Genomic DNA, 22,580 nt, shown 5'->3' with positions numbered 1-22,580 from the left:
GGAGAGGGAGATGGGATTAGTGCACGAAGCGGGCGACGACGTCCCGGTACGAGCGGCTCACCTTCACCTGGGCACCCGAATCGAGCACGAGGAAGCATTCGCCATTGGTGTGCGGCTTGACCTGGCGGACCAGGTCGAGATTGACGATGGTCGAGCGGTGGACGCGCTGGAAGCGGCGCGGATCGAGGCGCTTCTCGAGGTCCTTCATCGTCTCGCGCAGGATCAGCGTGTTGTCGCCGGTATAGATGCACATGTAATCGCCGGCCGCGTCGATCCGCTCGATCGTGTCGACGTCGACGCGGAAGATCTGGCCGCGGTCCTTGATGTTGATCAGCTTCTCGAAGCGGCTCGACGCCATCTCGCCGTCGACGGACGAGGCGGCGATCTCGTCGGCCGCATCGGGGGCGACTTCGGCGAGCACTTCCTTGAGCTTCTCGATCTCCTCGACGCCGCGCTTCTCGCTCAGGCGCTGGCGCACCCGGTCGAGCGTGTCGGCGAGCCGGGCGGGTTCGACCGGCTTCATCAGATAGTCCATCGCCTGCGCCTCGAAGGCGCGGATCGCATGATCGCTGTATGCGGTCACGAACACGAACAGCGGCGGTTCGACTTCCATCAGCCCCTGCACGACGGAGAACCCGTCGAAGCCGGGCATCTGGATGTCGAGGAAAACAAGGTCGGGTTTATGGGTCTTGATCGAACGGATCGCCTCGCGTCCGTTCGAGCATTTGTCGATGATCTCGACATCTTCATGTTCCTGGAGCCTCAGTTCGAGCCCCTGAATTGCAAGGGATTCGTCGTCTACCAGGATGGTCCGAATGGTCATGCGGCCTCTCGATTAGGTTCCTCGATCTGGAACGGTATCTCGATCTCAACGCTGAACCCCTTCCCTGGGTCCGAACGCGTCTCAAATCGATGGTCAGGCCCGTAAGCCTGGGCCAACCGCTCCTTGATATTGGCGAGCCCCACGCCGGTTGAAAGGGTCGGCCGCTGCTTGACTTCGATCAATCCCGGACCCGTATCGGATACGGCGATCTGCACTCGTTCTCCGGCGAGCCGAGCGGAGACGGTGATATCGGCGCCCTCTTCCTGGGGCGTGACGGCATATTTGATGGCGTTCTCGACGAGCGGCTGGAGCAGCAGCGACGGCAGCCGCGCCTTGGTGACGCGCTCGTCGATCTCGAAATGGGTGCGCAGCCGCTCGTCGAAGCGCATCTTCTCGATCTCGAGATAGAGCTTCAGCGTCTCCGCCTCCTGCTGGAGCGTGACGTGCGCGGTCGGCTCGTTGGCCAGCGTGTAGCGGAGGAACGAGCTGAGGCGGGAGAGCATGATGTTCGCCCGCTCGGTCTGCTTGAGCAGCACCAGGGTCGAGATCGAGTTGAGCGTGTTGAAAAGGAAATGCGGATTGAGCTGGTAGCGCAGCATCGCCAGCTGGGCCTGGCTGGCCTGCATCTCCAGCGCCTGCATCTGGTCGATCTGGTCCTCGACGACGAGGTAGAAATTGACCGCGAAATAGAGCGCCGACCAGCCGGCGAGCACGGTGAAGTTGATGAACACCGTGCCGGTGACCAGCGACAGGGTGATCCCCGGCGTGCCGCGGACGAAGGAATAGGTGAAGGCGTCGAGCATCGCGTAGATCGTCGTGGCGATGCCCAGCGTGGCGAGGGTCAGCAGGATCGACGGGACGCGCGGCAGCTTGCGATAGGTGCGGTAGAGCGCCGAGAGCAGCAGCGTCAGGCAATAGCCGATGATCGTCTCGACGATGCCGGCGATCGCGCTCTGGATCGGCTGCGAGTTCGACACCACCGAGACGGTGCGCAGGAGCAGATAGCCGGTCCAGCCGCCGGCCTGCAGCATCCAGAAGGCACGGTTCTTGTCCTCGAAGAACGGGCGCGACAGCGCGGCCGGCGGCTTCGACGGCTGCGCGAGGAAGGGGGATCTGGGGTCCAGGGTAGCCACGACCTGCCTCTAACACCGCTGACAGGCGGGGGCAAAGAGGGGTAGGCTCGCAAGGGCCGGCGCCAGACCGGCAGCGAGAGGGAGAGCGAGATGGAAACCGGCGGCGAGCGGGCGAAATTCCATGCGATGGCCGAGGGCACGGCCGAGGACTGGGCGATCATCGGCGGCGCGTTCCGCGGCTTCGCGGCCGGGCTTCCCGACCGGGTCCTGACCCATCTCCGGCTGCTCGACGGCGATTTCGGCGGCTTCGCGATCGACCGGCTCCAGCATTCGCTGCAGACCGCGACGCGGGCGCACCGCGACGGGCGGGGCGAGGATTATGTGGTGATGGCGCTGCTCCACGACATCGGCGACACGCTGGGGAGCTACAATCATCCCGAGATCGCCGCGGCGATCCTTCGGCCGTTCGTCAGCGAGGAGCTGCACTGGATCGCCGACAAGCACGGCGCCTTCCAGGGCTATTATTTCTTCCATCACCTGGGGATGGACCGCGACATCCGCGAGGGGTTCCGCGGGCATCCGCATTTCGAGGCCTGCGCGGAGTTTTGCGAGAAGTACGACCAGGCGGCGTTCGACCCGGCCTATGACAGCGCGCCGCTCGACTTCTTCGAGCCGATGGTCCGCCGGGTGTTCGCGCGGCCGATCAACAGCATCTACGCCAAGGCTTGATTCCCCTTCCGCTTGCGGGAGGGGTCAGGGGAGGGGGCTGTTCTCTTTTGGCGCCACGCCCTCCCCCGGCCCCTCCCGCAAGCGGAAGGGGAGATCTTCCCCCAAACGAAAACCGCCGCCCCGGTTGCCCGGGGCGGCGGCTTCGTTTCGACGGTTGGCGTGCGGCTTAGAAGCCGATCACCAGCGTGCCGGTCAGCGAGCGCGGCGTGCCGATCACGACGTTCGGAACGCTGAAGCGGTTCGAGCCGCCACCGAAACCACCAGCGTAGAACTCGTCGAACAGGTTGCCGACGTTCAGCTGGAAGTAGGTGCGGTCATTCGCACCGTCGATGATCTTGCCGAGGTTCACGCGGATGTCGATGTCCACGATGTTGTACGACGGGGTCTTGGAACCATAGACCTGGAGCATCTGACCCGGGTTGTTATTGGCGACCGGGACGGTCGGTCCGGCTGCGCCGTTGTAGCAGGTCACGCCGGTGAGGGTGCCGCTGCCGGTGCCAGCCGTGTTGAAGCACTGGCTGATCGGCAGGTTCTCGTCGTTGACGTAGCGCGGACCGGTGCGCTTGGCCTGGATACCCAGGTCGACCGGGCCGAGCGTGCCCTGGACGCGGCCACCGAAGGTGTAGACGGGCGCACCGCTCTCACGCTTGCCGGCGGTCTGGTAGTAGACGTCGACGCCCGGGGTCGCGGAATTGCGATCGGTGTCGATGTTGCGGCCGAGCAGCAGGTTGTCCTTGATCTTCGAGTGCAGGTACGAACCGAAGACATAGACCAGCAGGTTGTCCATCGGCTTGTACGACAGGCTGCCGTCGAAGCCCCACTTGGTCACCGAACCGAGGTTGCGGGTGATGACCTGGTCCAGCTCGGGATCATAGGCGCTGGCGATACGATCCTTGTAGCTGGTGTACCAGCCCGAGAGCACGCCCTGCACCTTGCTCGACGAGTAGCGCAGGCCACCTTCGAACGTGTCGGTGATTTCCGGACGCGGCTTGGCGCCTTCGACGTTCGTCGGGAAGTAGAAGGCGTTGTACAGGATGTCCGTACCCGGAACCGAGATGCCCTTGTTGTAGCTGGCATAGGCCTGCAGGTGCTGGGCGATGTCGTAGGTGACGTTCACGTCCGGCAGCGCGCGGCTGTACTTGTAGGTACGATCCTGCGGCGCCGCGAAACCGGTCACTACGCCCGTGGTCGGGTTGTAGTTGTAGGGGTTGGCGGCGGTGTAGCCGGCGACCTGCGACGGCGCCACGCAGGCGACGTTGCCGTTGGCGGCGACGGTGAAGCAGTGCTGGTTCAGGTCGCGCTGGAAGAACTTGCCGGTCAGGCCGAGGTTGACGGTGACCGGACCGAACTCGCCGCGATACTGACCTGCAACCAGGTTCAGCGTCGCATAGGACAGGCGGTCGCGCTTCTGGAGCACGCTGCCGTCGTTCTGCAGGATCGGGCTGTTCACCGGGAACACGTCGCCCGGCTCGCCATTGCCCAGGACCGTGCCATGCTCGCCGGTCTGGCGGTGACGGCCGCGATCGAAGGTGTAGCTGAGGCGCAGGCGGTGCCCCTCGGCGATGTCATAGACCAGCGACGAGCTGACGATGTAGCGACGGGTCTGGGTCTGGCTCGGGTTGGTGATGTAGACGGTGTCGAGCAGATCGCCGTCGCCGTTGAGGTCACGGCCGACATATGTGCCGAAGCCGCCCACCGTACCGGTGCCGGTGTTCGGGCCGGCGTTGATCACGCCGGTGTAGGTGCCGGCGCCGCAGCCCGCGCCGACGACCGGCGAGGTGCCGAGCGTGGTGCAGCCTTCGCGTGCCGCCACGACACCGCCGCCATTGGCCTTGGTGTACTGGTAGCTCGGGTCAACCGTCAGGATCAGGCCGTCGGCCAGGGTCAGGCGGAGGTTACCGCGGATGTTGCCAGTGTTCGACGGGTTGTAGCGGCGGTCGAATTCCGAACCGCAGCTGGCGCCGGCGGTCGGGGCTGCCGGGGAGGCCGCGACGTTGTCCGCAATGCCCGGACGGCCAACGGCCATCGTGCACGGATAGTTGATGTCGTAGAAACGCTCTTCGCGGGTCAGCGGGAAGCGGTTCGCCGTGTTCGGGCCGACGATGCGCGGGGTGGTGCCGGTCGTGGCCGGGCCCGAGCGCAGATCGGTGCGGAGCGGAACCGAGCCGAAGAAGTTGTTGCGGTTCTCGTTATAGTGGCCGGCGATCGCGATGAAGTCGCCGTTCGAGCCCAGCGGCTGATAGATGCGGGCATTGTACTGCTGCTTGCGCAGCTTGCCATAGTTGTTGAACGGCTGGCGCGCATCGATGTTCGAGGCCGAGAAGAAGGCCTTGGTGCCGAAGCTGGTGAACACGCCGGTGTCGACCATGCCGAACACGCGGTAGATCGGCTGGGTGCCCGAACCCTCGGCGAGATAGTCGCCATAGGTGCCGCTCAGCATGACGTGGAATTCGTCGCTGGGCACGCGGGTGCGGATGTTGATCGTGCCGCCCGAAGCCGAGGCGGTCGGGCTGTCGACGTCGGTCGAACCCAGGCTGACGCTGATCGAGTCGAGCGTTTCCGGATCCTGCTGCTGGTTCGAGTAGATCGCGTAGTTGCCGGTGTCGTTCAGCGGAATGCCGTCGATCGTCTGCGAGATGCGGGTCGAGTCGAAGCCGCGGATCGTGAAGGTGCCGCCAGCGGCGCCGGTCGCGTCGTTGTTCTGGAAGCTGACGCCCGGCGACAGGTTGACGATTTCGTTGACCGTCTGGCCGGGGCGCTGACGACCGATCAGCTCGCTGTTGATGACGACCTTGGTCTTGCCGGCGTCCGGGACCTGGATGCCGCCGACGCCCTTCTCGACGCGGCTGCCGGTGACGACGATCTCTTCGCCTTCGAAGTCCTGCGTACCGGTCGACTGCGCGAAGGCAGCGCCCGGAATCAGCAGCGCGGCGAAAGCCACGCCAGCAAAAAGCTTGGTGCGCATTGGAGGTGTTTCCCTTTCGGTGTGTGCTTGTCGTCTGCACTGACGCGGTGTGGTTCACCGTCGTCGCCGCCCATGCGATTAATTTATGTCGGTCCTGTGACAGTCAATCCGAGTCAGGATGGGCAGGGCTGTTAATCCACGATTCAGGATTGTTGCGTTGCAAAAAAGTCACTCAGTGTTTCCGACGATTTGCAGCCAATCGCTCTCCGTAATTACGCGAATTCCGAGATCTGCGGCCTTTTTGAGCTTCGAGCCCGCGCCCGGCCCCGCAATGACCAGATCGGTCTTCGCCGACACCGATCCCGCGACTCGGGCGCCAAGCGACTCGGCCTGCGCCTTGGCCTCGTCGCGACTCAGCGCTTCCAGCGTGCCGGTGAAAACCAGCGTCTTTCCCGAGACTTCCGATTCGCGCGTCTCGACGATGAAGGGCGGCGGCGCGACTTCGCCGAGCAGGTCTTCCCACACTGCGCGATTGTGCGGCTCGTGGAAGAAATCGGCGAGCGCCTGGCCGACCGCGCCGCCGACATTCTCGACGCCGATATGCTCGGCGACGGCCTTGTCGAGCCGGGCGCGGTGTTTCGCCTCGGTCTCACCGATCTGTGGCGGCGTTGCATCGCGCATCGCGATGATCTCGTCGGCCAGCGCCTGGAGCGCGGGCAATGTTGCATAGCGTTTCAGCAGGTCTCGCGCGGTGATCGCGCCGATATGGCGGATGCCGAGGCCGAACAGCAGGCGCGCGGCATCGGGTTCCTTCTTCGCCCTGATCGCCGCGATCAGCGCATCGACGGATTTCTCCTGCCAGCCTTCGCGCCCGAGCAATTCCTCGCGGTGCGCAGCCAGGCGGAAGATGTCCGCCGGCTCGGCGATCCAGCCGAGATCGAGGAACTCGGCCAGCGTCTTCTCGCCCAACCCCTCGATGTCGAGCGCGCCGCGGCTGACGAAATGCTTGAGCCGCTCGAGCCGCTGGGCCGGGCAGATCAGCCCGCCGGTGCAGCGGATGTCGACCTCGCCCTCTTCGGCCACCGCCTCGGACTGGCAGATCGGGCAATGCGTCGGGAAGGCCCAGGGATCGCGGGCCTCGTCGCGGGTGAGGTTCTCGACGATCTGCGGGATCACGTCGCCGGCGCGCTGCAGGACGACGCGGTCGCCGGGGCGCACGCCGAGCCGGGCGATCTCGTCGGCATTGTGCAGCGTCGCGTTGGTGACGACGACACCGCCGACGGTGACCGGCTCGAGCCGGGCGACGGGGGTGAGCTTGCCGGTGCGGCCGACCTGGATGTCGATTGCGCGCAGCGTGGTCTGGGCGCGCTCCGCCGGGAATTTGTGCGCCATGCCCCAGCGCGGGAAGCGGCCGACAAAACCCAGACGCGTCTGCCAGTCGAGCCGGTCGACCTTGTAGACCACCCCATCGATATCGAAGGGGAGGTCGGCGCGGACCGCCTCGATCTTCCGGTACTGCGCCAGCGCCGCGTCGAGATCGACGGGGCCGGTGAACAGGTCGGAGACCGGGAAGCCCATCGCCTGGATCGCGCGGATCACCTCCACCTGGGTCTCGCCGGGCAGGGAAGTGACCTCGCCCCAGCCCCATGCCCAGAAGCGCAGGGGGCGTGACGCGGTGACCGCGGCATCCTTCTGGCGCAGCGAGCCGGCGGCGGCGTTGCGCGGATTGGCGAACTGGCGCGCTTCCTTGCCACTCTCCTCCGCCTCGGCGAGCAGCCGGGCGTTGAGCGCGGCGAAATCGTCCTTCGCCATGTACACCTCGCCGCGCACCTCGAAGATCTCGGGCGCGCCGGCGATCTCCTCGGGGATGTCCTTGATCGTCCGGACATTGGCGGTCACGTCCTCGCCGATCTGGCCATCGCCGCGGGTGAGCGCCTGGACGAGCTTGCCGTTCACATAGCGCAGCGAGCAGGACAGGCCGTCGATCTTGGGCTCGGCGGTGAGCGCGACCGGCTCGGCATCGCCCAGCGCGAGGAAGCGGCGGACGCGGCCGAGGAAATCGGTCACGTCCTCGTCGCTGAACGCATTGTCGAGGCTGAACATCGGCCGGGCATGGGCGATCTTGGCGAGCCGGCCCGACGGCGCGGAGCCGACCAGCTTCGACGGCGAATCGGCGCGGACCAGGTCCGGGAAGGCCGCCTCGATCGCGGTGTTGCGCCGCATGAGTGCATCATAGTCCGCGTCGCTGATCTCGGGCGCGTCCTTGGCATGATAGAGGCGGTTGTGGTGCGCGATCTCGGCGGCGAGCTTCTCGAGCTCGGCGGCGGCCTGTTCCGGAGTCTGGGGGAGCGGATCCATGGCGCCGGGTTAGGCTGGGGGCGGCTCGACGATCAAGCGTCTTGAAGCGGTGCGGGCGCGTAACGACATTGTCGGTAATGCGCCTGGTCCGGATCGTTCTTGCCATCTTGCTCTGGGCCGTCGTCGTGTTGTGCCTGGTCGCGACGGCCGCGCCCTTCTTCCTCGATCGCGTCTATTATCGCGGGCCGGTCTCGGGCCATTTCGACGGCAAGCGCTTCTTCAATCCCGATGGCGATGCGCTCGATATCTCCGCCACGCGCCGCAACCGGCTGCTCTGGCAGCAGGTGTTCGGCGATCCGACCCGGCCGACATGGCCCGAGCGGGTGGCGGTGACGCCGGGCAAGCCGCCGGCGCGCGTCGAGGGCGGGAAGATGCGGGTCACCTGGATCGGCCATGCCACGGTGCTGGTGCAGGCCGACGGGGTGAACATCCTCACCGATCCGGTGTGGAGCGACACGGTCGGCCCGTTCGGCTTCGGCCCGCGGCGTGTGGCGGAACCGGGCGTGCGCTTCGAGGACTTGCCCAGGATCGACCTCGTCCTGGTCAGCCACAATCACTACGACCATATGGACCTGCCGACGCTCAAGCGGCTCTCGGAGCGCGACCATCCGCTGGTCGTCACGTCGCTCGGCAACGACAAGGTGATCGCGAGCGCCGGCGTGGCCTCGCGCGCGCTCGACTGGGGCCGGCAGATCGCGCTGCGCCCGGGTGTGGCCGTGACGGTGACGCGCAGCCATCACTGGGGCAGCCGCTGGTTCGCGGATCGCAGCCGGGCGCTCTGGTCGAGCTTCGTCGTGCACCTGCCGCACGGCAATTTCTTCTTCGCCGGCGATACCGGGCTGGGCGACGGCAAATGGCCCGTCGAGGCGGCGGCGCTGGGGCCGGTCCGCTTCGCCGCCATCCCGATCGGCGCCTTCCGCTTCGAGGAGGGGCAGATGGCGAGCGGCAGCCATATCGGGCCGCCGGATGCGATCCGGGTGTGGGACGGGCTTGGCCGACCGGAGGCGCTGGCGGTGCACTGGGGCACGTTCCGCCTGTCGCGCGAAGGCTATGCGACGCCGCCGGCGATGCTGCGTGGGATGCTGCGCTGTGCCGGCGAGGATCCGGCGCGCTTCGCCGCGCACCGGATCGGCGAGACCTTCGCCGTGCCCGCGCTTGGCGCGGCCCCGCCGCCGCCTGACTATCCCGGGCTCGACGCCTGCATCCGAGACCGGCGGTTCGCCGCGCTGCGTTGATGCGCCGAAACGAGCCGGTGCCCCGCTCCCAGACGCTTGTCGGGACTCACTCGCGCGGTTTATCCTGCGCGGAATCGGGAGGGGTCCCCTGTGAACGACAGCGCGAAAGCTGCGCAACGCTATGACACGTCCATCGACCGGGCCGGGCTTGCGCTCGGCGTCGGCAGCGCCTTTGCCGGGCTCATCGTGCTCGCGCTGCTGCTGCTCGGCGGCAAGCGCGATCCGCTGAGCCTGGTGAGCGGCTGGCTGATCGGCAGCCTGATCGCCGGCATCGCGATCACGGCGGTCGGCGGGCCGCTATGGCTGGTGATGCATGTCGCCGGGCTGCGCCGGGCGCATCACGCCGCGCTGGTTGGCGCGCTTACCGCGCTCGCCGTCTTCGTCGGCGCGCAGACCTATGGCTTCGGGCTGTTCGAGATGCCGCCGATGGACAATCGCGCGCTGCTGTTCCGCTGGATCAGCGCGGTCGCGTCGAGCGCGATACTCGCGCTGTTCGCGGCGGGTACGGCGGCGCTAATGTGGCGCATCGCCTATCGTCCTGAGGCCTGATTACTTCGCGCATTCCCCGGTGCGGTGGCCGCTGAGCGCCATGGTCATCTTGGCCCGCTGCGCCGGGTCGCCGGGCTGCTGATCGATGTCGAGGCGGATCGCGAAATCCTCGGCGGCGTAGCTGCCGGAGACCGCGACATCGACCTTAGCGCCCGGCTCGCTGCCCTTGCAGCTGAGCTGGCCGTCGAACTTGCCGCCGCCCATCGTCAGGCGCTGGTAATGGCAATCGCTGCCGAGCATCTCAAAGACTGCCGCCGGCTCTGGCGCGGCGAGATCGGTGCCCATATGGCAGACGCTCTCGGTCTTGTGCATCGCCTTGGCCGCCGCGACCTTGGCGTCGCGATCGGGCCCCGGCGCCATGCCGGGCAGCTCGAACGCCGAGATCGCGATCGTGCGGTCCCACTGGCCCATGTGCATCGGGCCACCGGGCTTCGCCTTGGCATAGGCCGCGGCGACCTGCTCGGAAGTCGCGTCGGTCACGCTGAAGCCGTCGCCGGCCTGGCCCGCGCCGGTGAGCAGCACCAGCGCGGCGGCGGCTCCGAACGGGGCCAGGCGGGGGATCACGCCTTGCACTTGCCGACGCGCTTGCCGGTGACGCGGAAGGTCATCGAGGTTTCCTTGGTCTGGCCGGGGACGGTCTGGCTCTGCTTCATCACCAGGTCATAGGCCGCAGGGGTTTGCGTGCCGGTGATCGACACGCGCGACTTGCCGAGCGGCGTGTCGCAATCCATCGCCGCATCGACCTTGCCGCCGGCGGTGACATATTTGGCGAAGCGGCAGGACTTGGCCATTGCCGGGAATTTCGAGACGTCGAGCGGCTTGCCGTCGCGCTCGGTGCGGCAGCCGCGCTGCGTCTGCGGCGGCTTGCCGACCTGCGCCTTGAGCGGGGCGACCTGCGCCTCGGGCGCGCCGCCGGGCTCGAAGCCGGTCAGCTGCATCGTCTCTTCCCACATGCCGGGCTGGCTCGGCGCCTTGCTGTCGGCCGCGGCGCTCTGCTTGGCGACTTCCTCCATCGAGGCGTTCTCGAGCCGGACCTCGCCGGTCCTGCGCGCGCTCTCCTCGGTCGAAGGACCCTGATTGCAGGCGGCGAGCGGGAGCAATGCTCCGGCGGCGAGAATCGTCAGACGCATGATGTTCCCCTGGGGTTGGCGTATGTGCCAGCCACACCCCATATTCCCCGCGATGGCAATCCAGATTCGCACCAGCCTGGCCGAGCCCGAGACCGGGCAGAGCTTCGTCCCGCACCGTCCCCAGCGCCCGGAGAAGTCCGAGGGCGGGAAGCTGTTCAAGCTCGTCAGCGAGTATCAGCCCTCGGGCGACCAGCGCTTCGCGATCCCCGAGCTGGTCGAGCAGGCGCGCCAGGGCGAGCGCGACCAGGTGCTCCTTGGTGTGACGGGTTCGGGCAAGACCTATACCATGGCCAAGGTGATCGAGACGCTGCAGCGCCCGGCGCTGGTGCTGGCGCCGAACAAGATCCTGGCCGCGCAGCTCTATGGCGAGATGAAGTCGTTCTTCCCGGAGAACGCGGTCGAGTATTTCGTCAGCTATTACGACTATTACCAGCCCGAGGCATACGTGCCCCGGTCCGACACCTATATCGAGAAGGAAAGCTCGGTGAACGAGGCGATCGACCGGATGCGGCACTCCGCCACCCGGTCGCTGCTCGAGCGCGACGACGTGATCATCGTGGCGTCGGTGTCGTGCCTCTACGGCATCGGCTCGGTCGAGACCTATTCGGCGATGATCTTCGACCTGAAGAAGGGCCAGGTGGTCGATCAGCGCGAGATCATCCGCAAGCTGGTCGCGCTCCAGTACAAGCGCAACGATGCCGCCTTCGGGCGCGGCGCCTTCCGGGTGCGCGGCGACAGCCTCGAGATCTTTCCCTCGCACTATGAGGACAGCGCCTGGCGGGTGAGCTTCTTCGGCGACGAGATCGAGGAGATCACCGAGTTCGACCCGCTGACCGGATCGAAGGTGGCGAGCCTCGACTATGTCCGCGTCTTTGCCAACTCGCACTATGTCACGCCCGGGCCGACGATGAAGCAGGCGATGGAGGGCATTCGCCATGAGCTGACCGAGCGGCTCAAGGAGCTGGAGGCGGAGGGCAAGCTGCTCGAGCATCAGCGGCTGGAGCAGCGCACGAACTTCGATCTCGAGATGATTGCGGCGACGGGCAGCTGTGCGGGCATCGAGAACTACTCGCGCTTCCTCACCGGCCGCCTGCCCGGCGAGCCGCCGCCCACCTTGTTCGAATATCTGCCCGAGAACGCCCTGCTCTTCGTCGACGAGAGCCACCAGACGATCGGCCAGATCAACGGCATGTCGCGGGGCGACCATCGCCGCAAGGTGACGCTGGCCGAGTACGGCTTCCGGCTGCCGAGCGCGATCGACAACCGGCCGCTGCGCTTCAACGAATGGGAAGCGATGCGGCCGCAGACCGTCTATGTCTCGGCCACCCCGGGGGGCTGGGAGATGGAGCAGACCGGCGGCGTGTTCGTCGAGCAGGTGATCCGCCCGACCGGACTCATCGATCCGCCGGTGGAGATCAAGCCGGTCGAGGAGCAGGTCCAGGACCTGATCCAGGAGTGCAAGGCGACCACGGCAAAGGGCTATCGCACGCTGGTGACCACGCTCACCAAGCGGATGGCCGAGGACCTGACCGAATACATGCACGAGGCGGGCGTGAAGGTCCGCTACATGCACTCGGACACCGAGACGCTGGAGCGCATCGAGCTGATCCGCGATCTGCGTATGGGCGTGTACGACGTGCTAGTCGGCATCAACCTGCTGCGCGAGGGCCTCGATATCCCCGAGTGCGGGCTGGTCGCGATCCTCGATGCGGACAAGGAGGGGTTCCTGCGCAGCGAGACCTCGCTGATCCAGACGATCGGCCGCGCCGCGCGCAACGTCGAGGGCCGGGTGATCCTCTATGCCGATCGCATGACCGGCAGCATGGAGCGCGCGCTCGCCGAGACAGGCCGCCGCCGCGAGAAGCAGCAGGAGTACAATACCGAGCACGGCATCACGCCGGAGACGGTGAAGAAGAATATCGGCGACATCATCGCCCATGTCGCCTCGAAGGACCAGGTGACGGTGGAGATCGATGCCGATCGCCCGCACATGGTCGGCCACAATTTGCGCGCCTATATCGAGGAGCTCGAGAAGAAGATGCGCGACGCGGCGGCGAACCTCGAATTCGAGGAAGCCGGGCGGCTGCGCGACGAGATCCGTGGGCTCGAGGCGGAGGAACTCGGCCTGCCCGAGGACCAGCGCAAGGCGCCGGTCATGGGGCGCAGCAACGAGGGCAAGCCGGGGACGCGCAAGACGCGCTATGGCAAGACGCAGCGCAAATGGGGCGGCGGGCGCTGATCGCGCCTGCCTGCTCTGCAATATTGAGCCGATGCCAGAATTGCGGCATGGTCGAGCGATAATATAAACCGCGAGTCCCAAATATTCCGGTCGCTCGTCGACTGCGGGATATCTGGAACACCGTCGGAACCATCGGGCCGCATCCACGCCAATATTGGGGGAATCGGCCAATGTCTGACACGATCGAAAAACAGCCCGGTGCCGCCTTCGACCTGACCGTTGATGTCGCGCGTCCCGTCGAAGCACATGCCGATGCGCCGGGCCTGCGCGCAGCGGGGCCGGTGCATCTCGAGCTTTTCCACGGCATGAGCCGGCTCTTCAGCTATGCGCAGGTGCCGGGGCTCAATTCGGGCGAACTGGCGGTGGCCACGATCGTCGATTTCTGGGCGGGCAACGGCCCGAGCCTGGGCTTCGGGCGCTCGGTGCAGGGCATGGGCGACGCCAATGACGGCCGGCTCCATTTCCCGCCGCAATATGCCGTGACGGTGGCGCAGCAGGTTCCCACCGGCGGGCTGTTCGGCGCGCCGATCCCGAACAAGGAGGAGATGGCAGGGGCGTTCCAGCATTTCGGGCTGAGGACGATCATTTCCCATTCCGCGGCCTTTGGCGATGGCGAGGCCGAGGTGGCGGGTCTGCGCGACTGGCTTTCCCGCTATCGCATCCCGGTGGCGTGCCTGCTCGATGCCGCGCAGATCTTCGCGCAGGGCCAGTTGCGCTGGGGCGTGGTGTGCGGCTGGTCCGATGCGCAGGTGCTGCTGGCGGACGAGGGGCAGGTGCATCGCCTGAGCTGGCAGCAGTTCCGCGCCGCTTGGCATTGCCCGGGCCTGCCCTGGCCGAACAATTATATGGCGGTCTCCGCCTATCTGCCGGCGGGCGGATAAGTCGGGCCTGGAGCGTGCGGCGGCGTGGCGGTGCGCCGTTTCGTCGCCGCAGCGGTTGAGCCGCCCGGGCACTTCGCCCATAAGGCCGGCCATGCATCGCAAGCTGCTCGTCTTCGCCTCCGCGCTCGCCATTGCGGGTTGTTCGGAAACGCCGCGCATGGTGCCGCCGCCGGCGCCCCGGCCGGTTCCCGCGCCCGCACCGACCCCGGCGCCCAGGCCTGCTCCCGCCCCCGCACCGACGCTAGGTGCCGATTGGCGCGACTGGCCGCTGACGCCGGGCAACTGGGTGTACAAGCAGGACGGGCGGGGCTCGGCTGCGCTCTATGGCGTGGCGGGCGGCGAGGCCGAGCTGATCCTGCGCTGCGATGCCGGGCGCGGCCGCGTGGTGCTGTCGCGCAGGGGCGAGGGCGTGGCGAACCTGACGGTGCGCACCACCAGCACGCTGCGCCAGCTTCCCGTCCAGCCGCTTCCGGCGGGTGCGACGCCGTGGCTGGCCGCCGATCTGGGGCCGCGCGATTCCATCCTCGATGCGATGGGCTATAGCCGCGGGCGCTTCCTGGTGCAGGGCAATGGCCTGCCGACCCTGGTCGTGCCCGCCTATGCCGAGATCCTGCGCGTCGCCGAGGATTGCCGCGGATAGATCGCCCGCCCTCGCGCATTGACTCGTGCGAGAGGAGAGAGGCGATGATCCGCAAGCTCAAGTCGGGCGAATACCGGCTCTATTCGCGCAAGGTCGATCCCGACACGCACAAGCGGCGCAATCTCGGCACGTTCGGCACGCGCGCGGCGGCCGAGAAGCACGAGCGCGAGGTGCAGTATTTCAAGCGCCATTGAGCCGGGCCCGGCGACGGGCCCGAAACGATCTGGCGGATGCTGTGGGAAGGGCGGTGCGACGGTTTCCGGCCCAGAATTCCAGAATCGCTCAGAAAAAGATTTTATACAAGACTTGTTCTGCGACTCGCGGTGATTCAAATAGTTGGCGTACCCTTCGAGGGTACGGGCTTCTTCAACTAGCGAAAGGAGGTGATCCGATGTCTCATGGTTCAGCAATGGGGTCGGTTCAGTTCGTTCGGGAGACGCACCGCTGAGCTTCTGGGCGCGATCGGAAGCCCTCCGATCGTAAGGCGCACGGGAGGTATTCTCCTCCAATCAACGGCGCCGGTCCGAAGCAAAGCGGTCCGCATGGTCTCCCGGGCTGGAGCAACCGGCCGCTGTGACCATGTCGGAGGTCGCCGGGTCGTCGGGAGACGCCCCGGCGGCCTCTTTCAGTTTCGAGGAAGCGCGATGCGCGTGGCCCCTGCGAGAGCGGGGGTTTTATTTTGGGCGCGCAGCTAGCCGATCCGGTCGAGCCAGCCGGGAAGTTCGGCGAAGCGATCGAGCTGGGTGAAGCGCGGATGCTCGCTCGGCACCGCGGCGCGCTCGTGCGACCAGGACAGTTCGGGCGGCAGGAAAGCGGCCCAGCCGCCTGCGGCGAGCACCGGCGCGATGTCCGAGCGGATCGAATCCCCAGCCATGCCGGCGCGGTCGGGCGCGACGCCATAGCGGGTGAACAGGCGGACAAAGGTGTCGGGGGTCTTGTCGCTGACGATCTCGACGCCGTGGAACAGCTCGCCCAGGCCCGAGGCGGCGAGCTTGGCCTCCTGGTGGAGCAGGTCGCCCTTGGTCACCAGCACCAGCCGCACGCGATCCGCCAGCGCTTCGATCGTCTCGTCGACCCCGTCGAGCAGCTCGACCGGATGCGACAGCAGGTCGCGCCCTGCCGCGAGCATCGCGGCGACCGTTTCGCGGGTGAGCGAATCGCCGCACAGCTCCGTCGCGGTCTCGATCATCGAGAGGGTGAAGCTCTTGGCGCCATAGCCGTAGAGCCGGAGATTGGCGCTCTCCATCGCCTCGAGCCGCTCGCGCGTCACGCCCTCGGCCGCGAACGGCGCCATCATCGCGACAAAGGCGCGCTCCGCGGCGTCGAAGTGGCGCATGTTGTGCCAGAGCGTGTCGTCGGCATCGAGGCAGAGCAGGTCGAGTGGCATGGACGCTGCTCTAGCCCTGCCGGATCCTCACGGCCACGCATAAGATATGCGTGACCGCGAGCGTCCGCGGCTTTCGTCTGGTCAGGTGATCAGATTGTAGCAGATGGTGGCGAAATCGTCGTAAAAGCCGGAATAGTCGAGCAGCAGGACATTGGGCTGCTGGACGTTCTGCGTGACACCCGGGATCGCCGACTTGCCGGCCCACCACTGGCCATAGGCCGTCTCGAAGACCGGGTTGAGATGCGAGGCGCCCTCCTTGTTCTGGCTCCCGCCATTGGGCGTAGTCATGTTGGTATAGCCGAGCACCGCCTGGCTCACCCAGAACAGGCCGGGATCGCGACCGTCCGATCCGGTATCGGCGAGATAATTCTGCTGATCGGCAAGTGTGTCGTCGACCAGCGTGTTCCAGGAATGCAGCGCGTATTTATAGTCCGAGAAGCGCTCGCGCAGCGTGGTAGAGGTAGGCAGCGCCCAGTTGCTCCACTCGCCCGGCCATGCCTCGTCGTTGATCAGCAGGATGATGCGCTGGCCCAGGTCGATGCACCTTCCATAGGTGGGGATGTCGCCGGGGACATAGAGCAGGTCGTTCTGCGACGGGACGGCGCCGAAGTCCCTGAGCAGGCAGGCCATGAAATCAGCGGCGTCGGTCGCGGTGAAATCCTGGCCCGTGACCGCGGTAAAGTCCTTGAAATTGAGAACCACCACTTCGCCGATATGCGCCCGTAGAAACCGGGTGATCTCGCCGAAGAGATAGGTCGTTCCCGTCTGGATCGAGTTCGCGGTGTAGGGATTGTCCCGCGATTCATCGGCGCCGTGGTGCGAGAAGAACACGCCCCTGTCGACGCGCACCCGGAAATCGAAATAGCGCACGCCGTGCTCGAGCTGCTCGTAGATCGAGAAATGCTGCGTCTTGCTCTTGACGTTGATGCCGCCATAGGAGCCGGCATCGTGGCTGCCGGGCAGGGGAAACTGGCACATCGGGATCTGTCTGACGCCGCTGTTGTGTAGAAGGGCCTGGCCCATCCAGTCGGCTGTGTTGATGCTCATCGGGTCGGCCCCTGCTACATGGAAAGCGGCAATTCATTGCGCGCGCGCAACCTAGCATGGGCGATCGGCGCGAAAGCGGGTCGCGCCGATCCGGACGGAAAAAACCGGCTGGCGGGCGGGGCGGCTAGCGGCCGGGCTCGAACCGTATCGCTCGCACGCCACCGTCGAAGCTCTTCGCGCCCAGCACCAGCAGGTTGTTGCCGTCGAGCAGGGCGGCGGGTGCGGTGACGCGCAGCTTCTGCCAGCCGGGGCCGGCGGGGACGGCGAGCGTCAACGGCGTGCCGCCGTTGAGGGTGAGGGTCAGCGTGCCGGGCTTGTCGGCCTTCGCCTCGACTTCGATCGTGTAGCGGCCGCCGCCCTCTGCGGAGAGCGAGTAGCGCATCCATTCGCCGGGCTTGAAGTCGCTGACGTACAGGCTCTCGTCGGCCGCGCGGGCGATGTCGACGCCGTCGTTGCGCCAGGTACGGCCATTGTTCCACTGGCTTCGGGCCTTGCCGGTGGAGACATGGTAATTGGCATCGTCGCTGTCGTGATAGGCGACGCCGGCCGGGCCGATGTCATAGTCGACCGCGTCGAACGCGCCGCCCTCCGCGGTGACCTGCAGGGGCGCCGAGGGGCGCGGGCTCGGATCGTGCGGCTGGCGCAGCATCGCGTCGACCACGTCCTGGTGGAAGACATTGTTCTCGTGGCGGATGTCGTGCCGGGCGAGCTGCATCAGCGTGGCATAGGCCTCATTGGCGCCCGGGCGCGGGCCCTTGCCGGTCCACCAGGCGACGAGCTTCGGCCAGCCCGGATTGGGGGCGATCTCATAGGGATTGTTGAAGCCGATCTTCTTGAGCGGCCAGAAGGCCCAGCCGATGTCGTGCTTCTCGACCAGGCCGATCGCGTCGCGGAACCAGCGGTTGGAGTTCTCGCCCGATTCCCCGAGCCAGAGCGGCATGTTGTACGTCTCGCGCAGCTTGAGGAACGGGGCGATCGCCGCCTCGTCGTTGTAGTTCCAGTATTTGTGGAAGCTGAGCGCGGTGTTCTTGTCCGCGAAGGGCAGCAGGCCCTGATAGTTGTTGCCCCAGCAATTGCCCTCGATGATGAGCATGTGGCGCTTGTCGACCTGGCGGATCGCGGCGGCGATGTCGGTGTAGAGCTGCTTGAGCGGCGCGTTGCCCGTCTCCTTGCAGCCATGCTCGCCGCCGGGGGCGGAGAAGTCCCAATTGGGCTCGTTGAGCAGGTCATAGGCGCCGATGCCGGGCTCGTCGGCATAACGCTCGGCGAGCTTGCGCCAGGTCGCGATCGTCTTGCGGCGGTTCTCCGCGCTCTGCCACAGCGAGGGCTTGGCGGGATCGCGGTCGGCGATCGGCAGGTCGGTGCCCTGGCCGCCAGGCGCCGCGTGCAGGTCGAGGATCAGGTACATGCCATTCGCCTTGGTCCAGGCGAGCAGCGCGTCGATGCGGCGGAAGCCGTCCTCGAGCCAGGTATCCTTGCCGGCGACCGGCTCCTTCTCCGCGGGCAGGGTGAGGAGGTTGTAGTGCATCGGCAGGCGGACCGAGTTCATCCCCCAGCGCGCCATCATGTCGATGTCCGCCTTGCGCGTGTGGTTGTCGAGCCAGGCGCGGTAGAACTCCGCCGTCCTCTCCTCGCCGATCAGATCGGCGATCGCGGCGCGGATGCGATATTGCTGGCCCGAGCCGAGCTGGCCGAGCTGGAGCATATAGCCTTCCTGCAGCATCCAGCCGCCCAGCCCCATGCCGCGCAGCAGGACGGGGTTGCCGCTCTCGTCGACGATGCGCTGGCCATCGGCGCGCAGGAAGGTCTGCGCCGATGCTGGCAACGTTGTCATGCAGGCGAGCAAGGCGAGCGCGAGCTTCTTCATCCGGGCGGTCCTCTCTGTCTGGTTTTGGCGGGAGGGTAGCGTGGGGAAGGCTTGAGATCGATCACAATCGTCATCCCGGCGGAAGGCTCTCCTGAGCGAAGTCGAAGGGCCGGTATCTCGTGCGGCTCTTGTCCCTGTGCCCGCGCCATCGCCTGAGATCCCGACTTTCGTCGGGATGACGGTTTGGGAGAAATGGCTTCAGCCCGGCGTGCCTTTGGCACCCGGGGGATGGGCAGAAGGAAAGGACCGGGGCGTTCCACTTCTCGATCACGCTCGGGCTCGACGACGATTGGCAGTTGGTATTCGAGTGTGTGTCGCGTCGAGACTTAACTTATCCGCGGCGTGCCTCCCCCTGTATTGCAGCCAAAAGAGAAGCCAGGGGTGTATTTTAAGGCGAGGGGCTCTGCGGTTGCTCTGGCGAAGCTTCGACTTACGCTGCCGAACGATTCCGCCACCGGTCCTCCGGCGTTGCCACGTGCAAGCGCCGGCCTTCGTGATCCTTCGTGCTGGCCTGGTACGAGGGATGGCGAGGCTCGTAACCCATATGGTTCGTAATGTCAAGCGAAAAGTGCCAGCCCTCATCCGTCATCCCGGCGAAAGCCGGGATCTCGTGCGGCTCCTTCGTCGCGCCTCCGCCTGAGATCCCGGCTTTTGCCGGGATGACGGAGTGGGCCGGGCTCACGAGTTGGGGTGGGACGGGGTTTGGAACCGGGCGACGATTACGGGGCGCCGGCGGTTCGGCACGGCGACCGACTCAGTCGATGATCGGATATCTGTCGCGCAGGCGGTCGGCGATGCGCTCGACGGCGGCGTTCTCTTCCGCTTCGCCGCCGGGGGTGATCGACCAGTTGCAATGCGGGTGGGTCGCGGCGCTGTAGCGCTTCACCGGGCCGATGACGTTGCGCCAGCGGCGGCGGGTGCCGCCGACCTCGCGCAGCAATATGGCGAGGAACTGGTCGGTGAGGTCGAGCGCGGTCATGCGCCTTCCGCCGCCAGGCCCTTGAGCCGATAGAGCATTTCGAGCGCCTCGCGCGGGGAGAGGCTGTCGATGTCGAGCGTGCCCAGTTCGCTGCGCAGCATGTCGACCTGCGCTTCTTCCTCGACCGCCATGGCGGCGAAGAGGGGAAGGTCGTCGAGGCCCGCGGCAAGCCCGCCGGTCGCGGCACGGCCGGCCTCGAGCTTGTCGAGCACGGCCTTGGCGCGCTTGATCGTCACCGGCGGCAGGCCGGCGAGGCGGGCGACGGCAAGGCCGTAGCTGCGGTCGGCGGGGCCTTCGGCGACTTCGTGGAGCAGGACGAGATCGCCCTTCCACTCGCGCGCGCGGACATGGTGGAGGGTGAGCGCGTCGCAGCGCTCGGCCAGCCGGGTCAGCTCGTGATAGTGGGTGGCGAACAGGCAGCGGCACCGGTTGTCCTCATGGATCGCCTCGACCACCGACCAGGCGATGGCGAGGCCGTCATAGGTCGAGGTGCCGCGGCCCACTTCATCCAGGATCACGAAGCTGCGCGGGGTGGCCTGGGCGAGGATCGCCGCGGTCTCGACCATCTCGACCATGAAGGTCGAGCGGCCGCGCGCGAGATTGTCCGAGGCGCCGACCCGGCTGAACAGCCGGTCGACCAGCCCGAGCGTGGCGCGGGCGGCGGGGACGTAGCTGCCGGCCTGGGCCAGCACGGCGATCAGCGCGTTCTGGCGCAGGAAGGTCGACTTGCCGCCCATATTGGGGCCGGTGACCAGCCAGAGGCGGCTGCTCTCGGAGAGGTTGCAGTCGTTCGCGACGAAGCGCCCGCCCGACCTGGCGACGGCTTCCTCGACCACCGGATGGCGGCCGCCCTCGATCTCGAAACAGGCATGCTCGACGAGATGCGGCCGGGCCCAGCCGCCCTCGGCGGCGCGTTCGGCGAGGCCGGCCGAGACGTCGATCCGGGCCAGGGCATCCGCAGTGCGCGCGATGGGCTCGCGGGCGGCGAGGGCGCGGGTGGTGAGGTCCTCGAGATGCGCGGCCTCGGCGGCGAGGGCATGCGCGCCCGCCTGCGTCACCTTGACCGCGACTTCGTGCAGCTCGGGTGCGTTGAAGCGGACCACGCCGGCTAGGGTCTGGCGGTGGGTGAAGCCGCTGTCCTGCGCCATCAGCGGATCGGCATTCTTCGCCGGCACTTCGATATGATAGCCGAGCACGCCGTTGTGGCGGATCTTGAGCGAGCCGATGCCGGTGCGGCTGCGATACTCGGCCTCCAGCGCAGCGATGGCGCGGCGGCCGCCGGCACCGGCGTCGCGCAGGTCGTCGAGCGCGGCGTCATAGCCTTCGGCGATATAGCCGCCATTCGCGGCATCGACCGGCGGCTCGGGGACGAGCGCGCGGCTGAGCAGGTCGATCAGCGCTCCGTGGCCGCGCATCTGAGGGAGCAGCTCGCCGAGCAGCGGCGGGATGCCGGTCGCTTCGAGCCGCTCGGCGAGACGCCAGGCGCCGTCGAGGCCGTCGCGGAGCTGGCCGAGATCGCGGGGACTGCCGCGTCCGGCGGCTAGGCGGCCAAGCGCGCGGCCGATGTCCGGCATGGCGCGCAGCGCGCCGCGGACCATGTCGCGCAGCAAGGCGTCGTCATGGAAATGGGTGACCAGATCGAGCCGCGCCTCGACGCCCGGGCGGTCCATCAGCGGCGCGGCGATGTCGCTGCCGAGCAGGCGCGCGCCGGCGCCGGTGACGGTGCGGTCGACGCTGTCGAGCAGGCTGCCTTTGCGCGTGCCGGCGCTGCTGACGGTGAGCTCGAGGCTCTCGCGCGTCGCCGCGTCGATCGCCATCGCGGCTTCGGTGCGGGTGACGCGGGGCGGGCGGAGGAAGGGGAGCGCGCCCTTGGCATTATGCACGAGATAGGCGGCAAGGCCCCCGGCTGCGGCGAGCGCGGCGCGGGAGAATTGCCCGAAGCCGTCGAGCGTGGCGACGCCGAACAGCCGCTTGAGCCGGTCCTCGCCGCCGGCGCTGTCGAAGTCGATGCGCGGACGCGTGACGGTGGCGAGCTCGTCGAAGGGCGAGCCGTCGCCGACCACCGTCTCGGCGGGGGAGAGGCGGGCGATCTCGGCGCCGGCGCGGTCGGCGGTGGTCTCGATGATCTCGAAGCGGCCGGTGGAGATGTCGGCACAGGCGATGGCGACGCTGCCGCCGGCCTCGCCGATCGCCGCGCACCAATTGGCGGTGCGGCTGTCGAGCAGCGACTCCTCGGTGAGCGTGCCGGCGGTGACGACGCGGACGATCGCGCGGTTGACCAGAGCCTTGGAGCCCATGCGCTTGCGCGCTTCCTCGGGCGTCTCGGTCTGGTTGGCGATGGCGACGCGGTGGCCGGCCTTGATCAGCCGGGCGAGATAGCCCTCCATCGCATGGACCGGCACGCCGCACATCGGGATGCGCTCGCCGTCATGCTCGCCGCGGGCGGTGAGCGCGATGTCGAGCACGGCGCTGGCGATCTTGGCGTCCTCGAAGAACAGCTCGAAGAAGTCGCCCATCCGGTAGAAGAGCAGGCAATCCTCCGCCTCCGCCTTCAGGGCGAGATATTGCGCCATCATCGGAGTGGGAGCGGTGGAGGCCATGCCGGGCCCGGACTAGCCGAACGGCTCCGCCGATCAACACCCGGGGTGCGCTTTTCTGGGGAAAAGCCCGATGTGCGGGATTTCGCACGGTTCGATAATTAGTCAGACTAGAAACTGGGTCCAGTCGGTGCCATTTGC

Annotated in this window: 18 protein-coding genes; 7 read left to right on the top strand and 11 right to left on the bottom strand. The window is 67.1% G+C overall.

Annotated elements, in window-relative coordinates; genetic code table 11:
- Positions 1-16: 16 nt before the first annotated feature.
- Positions 17-823: a LytR/AlgR family response regulator transcription factor gene (locus J2W22_RS00570; RefSeq protein ID WP_307116326.1), complete on the bottom strand. Its 807-nt coding sequence runs from the start codon at positions 821-823 to the stop codon at positions 17-19.
- Complete coding sequence (locus J2W22_RS00565; protein ID WP_307117961.1) at positions 820-1,854, bottom strand: sensor histidine kinase; 1,035 nt, start codon at positions 1,852-1,854, stop codon at positions 820-822. Before J2W22_RS00565 ends, J2W22_RS00570 begins: the two co-directional genes overlap by 4 nt.
- Before the next feature lie 192 nt (positions 1,855-2,046).
- On the opposite strand from J2W22_RS00565, the gene J2W22_RS00560 reads away from it, so the two are divergent.
- Entirely contained in the window at positions 2,047-2,625 is a 579-nt protein-coding gene (locus J2W22_RS00560; RefSeq protein ID WP_307116325.1) for an HD domain-containing protein, read from the top strand.
- Between the two features lie 166 nt (positions 2,626-2,791).
- On the opposite strand, the gene J2W22_RS00555 is transcribed toward J2W22_RS00560, so the two are convergent.
- Positions 2,792-5,590 (bottom strand): TonB-dependent receptor, encoded by a 2,799-nt coding sequence (locus tag J2W22_RS00555; protein ID WP_307116324.1) that lies wholly within the window; start codon positions 5,588-5,590, stop codon positions 2,792-2,794.
- A gap of 168 nt (positions 5,591-5,758) precedes the next feature.
- Complete coding sequence (ligA, locus tag J2W22_RS00550; RefSeq protein WP_307116323.1) at positions 5,759-7,888, bottom strand: NAD-dependent DNA ligase LigA; 2,130 nt, start codon at positions 7,886-7,888, stop codon at positions 5,759-5,761.
- 77 nt (positions 7,889-7,965) lie between these two features.
- Here ligA and J2W22_RS00545 point away from each other — a divergent pair, with 77 nt between their 5' ends.
- A complete protein-coding gene (locus J2W22_RS00545) occupies positions 7,966-9,123 on the top strand; it encodes an MBL fold metallo-hydrolase (protein ID WP_307116322.1) in 1,158 nt (385 codons plus the stop codon).
- Between the two features lie 90 nt (positions 9,124-9,213).
- A complete protein-coding gene (locus tag J2W22_RS00540; RefSeq protein WP_307116321.1) occupies positions 9,214-9,672 on the top strand; it encodes a hypothetical protein in 459 nt (152 codons plus the stop codon).
- Here J2W22_RS00540 and J2W22_RS00535 read toward each other — a convergent pair whose 3' ends face one another.
- Complete coding sequence (locus J2W22_RS00535; RefSeq protein ID WP_307116320.1) at positions 9,673-10,236, bottom strand: DUF3617 domain-containing protein; 564 nt, start codon at positions 10,234-10,236, stop codon at positions 9,673-9,675.
- A complete protein-coding gene (locus J2W22_RS00530) occupies positions 10,233-10,802 on the bottom strand; it encodes a DUF3617 domain-containing protein (RefSeq protein WP_307116319.1) in 570 nt (189 codons plus the stop codon). Before J2W22_RS00530 ends, J2W22_RS00535 begins: the two co-directional genes overlap by 4 nt.
- Before the next feature lie 52 nt (positions 10,803-10,854).
- On the opposite strand from J2W22_RS00530, the gene uvrB reads away from it, so the two are divergent.
- The 4 genes from uvrB to J2W22_RS00510 all read left to right on the top strand — a co-directional run bounded on the left by uvrB (position 10,855) and on the right by J2W22_RS00510 (position 14,756).
- Positions 10,855-13,041 (top strand): excinuclease ABC subunit UvrB, encoded by a 2,187-nt coding sequence (gene uvrB / locus J2W22_RS00525; protein ID WP_307116318.1) that lies wholly within the window; start codon positions 10,855-10,857, stop codon positions 13,039-13,041.
- 170 nt (positions 13,042-13,211) lie between these two features.
- The gene (locus tag J2W22_RS00520; RefSeq protein ID WP_307116317.1) at positions 13,212-13,922 is read left to right on the top strand and encodes a hypothetical protein; all 711 of its coding nucleotides are present in this window, start codon (positions 13,212-13,214) and stop codon (positions 13,920-13,922) included.
- A 91-nt stretch (positions 13,923-14,013) separates the two neighbouring features.
- Positions 14,014-14,562 (top strand): hypothetical protein, encoded by a 549-nt coding sequence (locus tag J2W22_RS00515; protein ID WP_307116316.1) that lies wholly within the window; start codon positions 14,014-14,016, stop codon positions 14,560-14,562.
- Between the two features lie 44 nt (positions 14,563-14,606).
- A complete protein-coding gene (locus J2W22_RS00510; protein ID WP_307116315.1) occupies positions 14,607-14,756 on the top strand; it encodes a hypothetical protein in 150 nt (49 codons plus the stop codon).
- A gap of 497 nt (positions 14,757-15,253) precedes the next feature.
- Here the strand turns inward: J2W22_RS00510 and J2W22_RS00505 are convergent, their stop codons facing one another.
- The 5 genes from J2W22_RS00505 to mutS form a co-directional block, all read right to left on the bottom strand.
- Complete coding sequence (locus J2W22_RS00505; protein WP_307116314.1) at positions 15,254-15,949, bottom strand: HAD family hydrolase; 696 nt, start codon at positions 15,947-15,949, stop codon at positions 15,254-15,256.
- Positions 15,950-16,030: 81 nt separating this feature from the next.
- Complete coding sequence (locus tag J2W22_RS00500; RefSeq protein WP_307116313.1) at positions 16,031-16,996, bottom strand: hypothetical protein; 966 nt, start codon at positions 16,994-16,996, stop codon at positions 16,031-16,033.
- 124 nt (positions 16,997-17,120) lie between these two features.
- Entirely contained in the window at positions 17,121-18,863 is a 1,743-nt protein-coding gene (locus tag J2W22_RS00495) for a cellulase family glycosylhydrolase (RefSeq protein ID WP_307116312.1), read from the bottom strand.
- Between the two features lie 754 nt (positions 18,864-19,617).
- The gene (locus J2W22_RS00490) at positions 19,618-19,842 is read right to left on the bottom strand and encodes a hypothetical protein (RefSeq protein WP_307116311.1); all 225 of its coding nucleotides are present in this window, start codon (positions 19,840-19,842) and stop codon (positions 19,618-19,620) included.
- The gene (gene mutS, locus J2W22_RS00485) at positions 19,839-22,418 is read right to left on the bottom strand and encodes a DNA mismatch repair protein MutS (protein ID WP_307117960.1); all 2,580 of its coding nucleotides are present in this window, start codon (positions 22,416-22,418) and stop codon (positions 19,839-19,841) included. The genes J2W22_RS00490 and mutS overlap by 4 nt, the downstream gene beginning before the upstream one ends.
- Positions 22,419-22,580: the final 162 nt, after the last annotated feature.

Origin of the sequence: Sphingomonas kyeonggiensis (assembly GCF_030812785.1) — a bacterium.
In the GTDB taxonomy this organism is placed as follows: Bacteria; Pseudomonadota; Alphaproteobacteria; order Sphingomonadales; family Sphingomonadaceae; genus Sphingomonas; species Sphingomonas kyeonggiensis_B.
The sequence above is the reverse complement of the archived record's forward strand: the minus strand, read 5'-3'. Positions and strand labels throughout refer to the sequence as shown.

Bases quoted from the DNA above. Each gene is read 5' to 3' on its own strand.
- uvrB (WP_307116318.1), top strand. From the start codon at position 10,855: ATGGCAATCCAGATTCGCACCAGCCTGGCCGAGCCCGAGACCGGGCAG.
- J2W22_RS00555 (WP_307116324.1), bottom strand. From the start codon at position 5,590: ATGCGCACCAAGCTTTTTGCTGGCGTGGCTTTCGCCGCGCTGCTGATT.
- J2W22_RS00570 (WP_307116326.1), bottom strand. From the start codon at position 823: ATGACCATTCGGACCATCCTGGTAGACGACGAATCCCTTGCAATTCAG.
- J2W22_RS00515 (WP_307116316.1), top strand. From the start codon at position 14,014: ATGCATCGCAAGCTGCTCGTCTTCGCCTCCGCGCTCGCCATTGCGGGT.
- J2W22_RS00495 (WP_307116312.1), bottom strand. From the start codon at position 18,863: ATGAAGAAGCTCGCGCTCGCCTTGCTCGCCTGCATGACAACGTTGCCA.
- ligA (WP_307116323.1), bottom strand. From the start codon at position 7,888: ATGGATCCGCTCCCCCAGACTCCGGAACAGGCCGCCGCCGAGCTCGAG.
- J2W22_RS00530 (WP_307116319.1), bottom strand. From the start codon at position 10,802: ATGCGTCTGACGATTCTCGCCGCCGGAGCATTGCTCCCGCTCGCCGCC.
- J2W22_RS00565 (WP_307117961.1), bottom strand. From the start codon at position 1,854: ATGCTGCAGGCCGGCGGCTGGACCGGCTATCTGCTCCTGCGCACCGTC.
- mutS (WP_307117960.1), bottom strand. From the start codon at position 22,418: ATGATGGCGCAATATCTCGCCCTGAAGGCGGAGGCGGAGGATTGCCTG.
- J2W22_RS00490 (WP_307116311.1), bottom strand. From the start codon at position 19,842: ATGACCGCGCTCGACCTCACCGACCAGTTCCTCGCCATATTGCTGCGC.
- J2W22_RS00545 (WP_307116322.1), top strand. From the start codon at position 7,966: ATGCGCCTGGTCCGGATCGTTCTTGCCATCTTGCTCTGGGCCGTCGTC.
- J2W22_RS00520 (WP_307116317.1), top strand. From the start codon at position 13,212: ATGTCTGACACGATCGAAAAACAGCCCGGTGCCGCCTTCGACCTGACC.
- J2W22_RS00510 (WP_307116315.1), top strand. From the start codon at position 14,607: ATGATCCGCAAGCTCAAGTCGGGCGAATACCGGCTCTATTCGCGCAAG.
- J2W22_RS00500 (WP_307116313.1), bottom strand. From the start codon at position 16,996: ATGAGCATCAACACAGCCGACTGGATGGGCCAGGCCCTTCTACACAAC.
- J2W22_RS00560 (WP_307116325.1), top strand. From the start codon at position 2,047: ATGGAAACCGGCGGCGAGCGGGCGAAATTCCATGCGATGGCCGAGGGC.
- J2W22_RS00505 (WP_307116314.1), bottom strand. From the start codon at position 15,949: ATGCCACTCGACCTGCTCTGCCTCGATGCCGACGACACGCTCTGGCAC.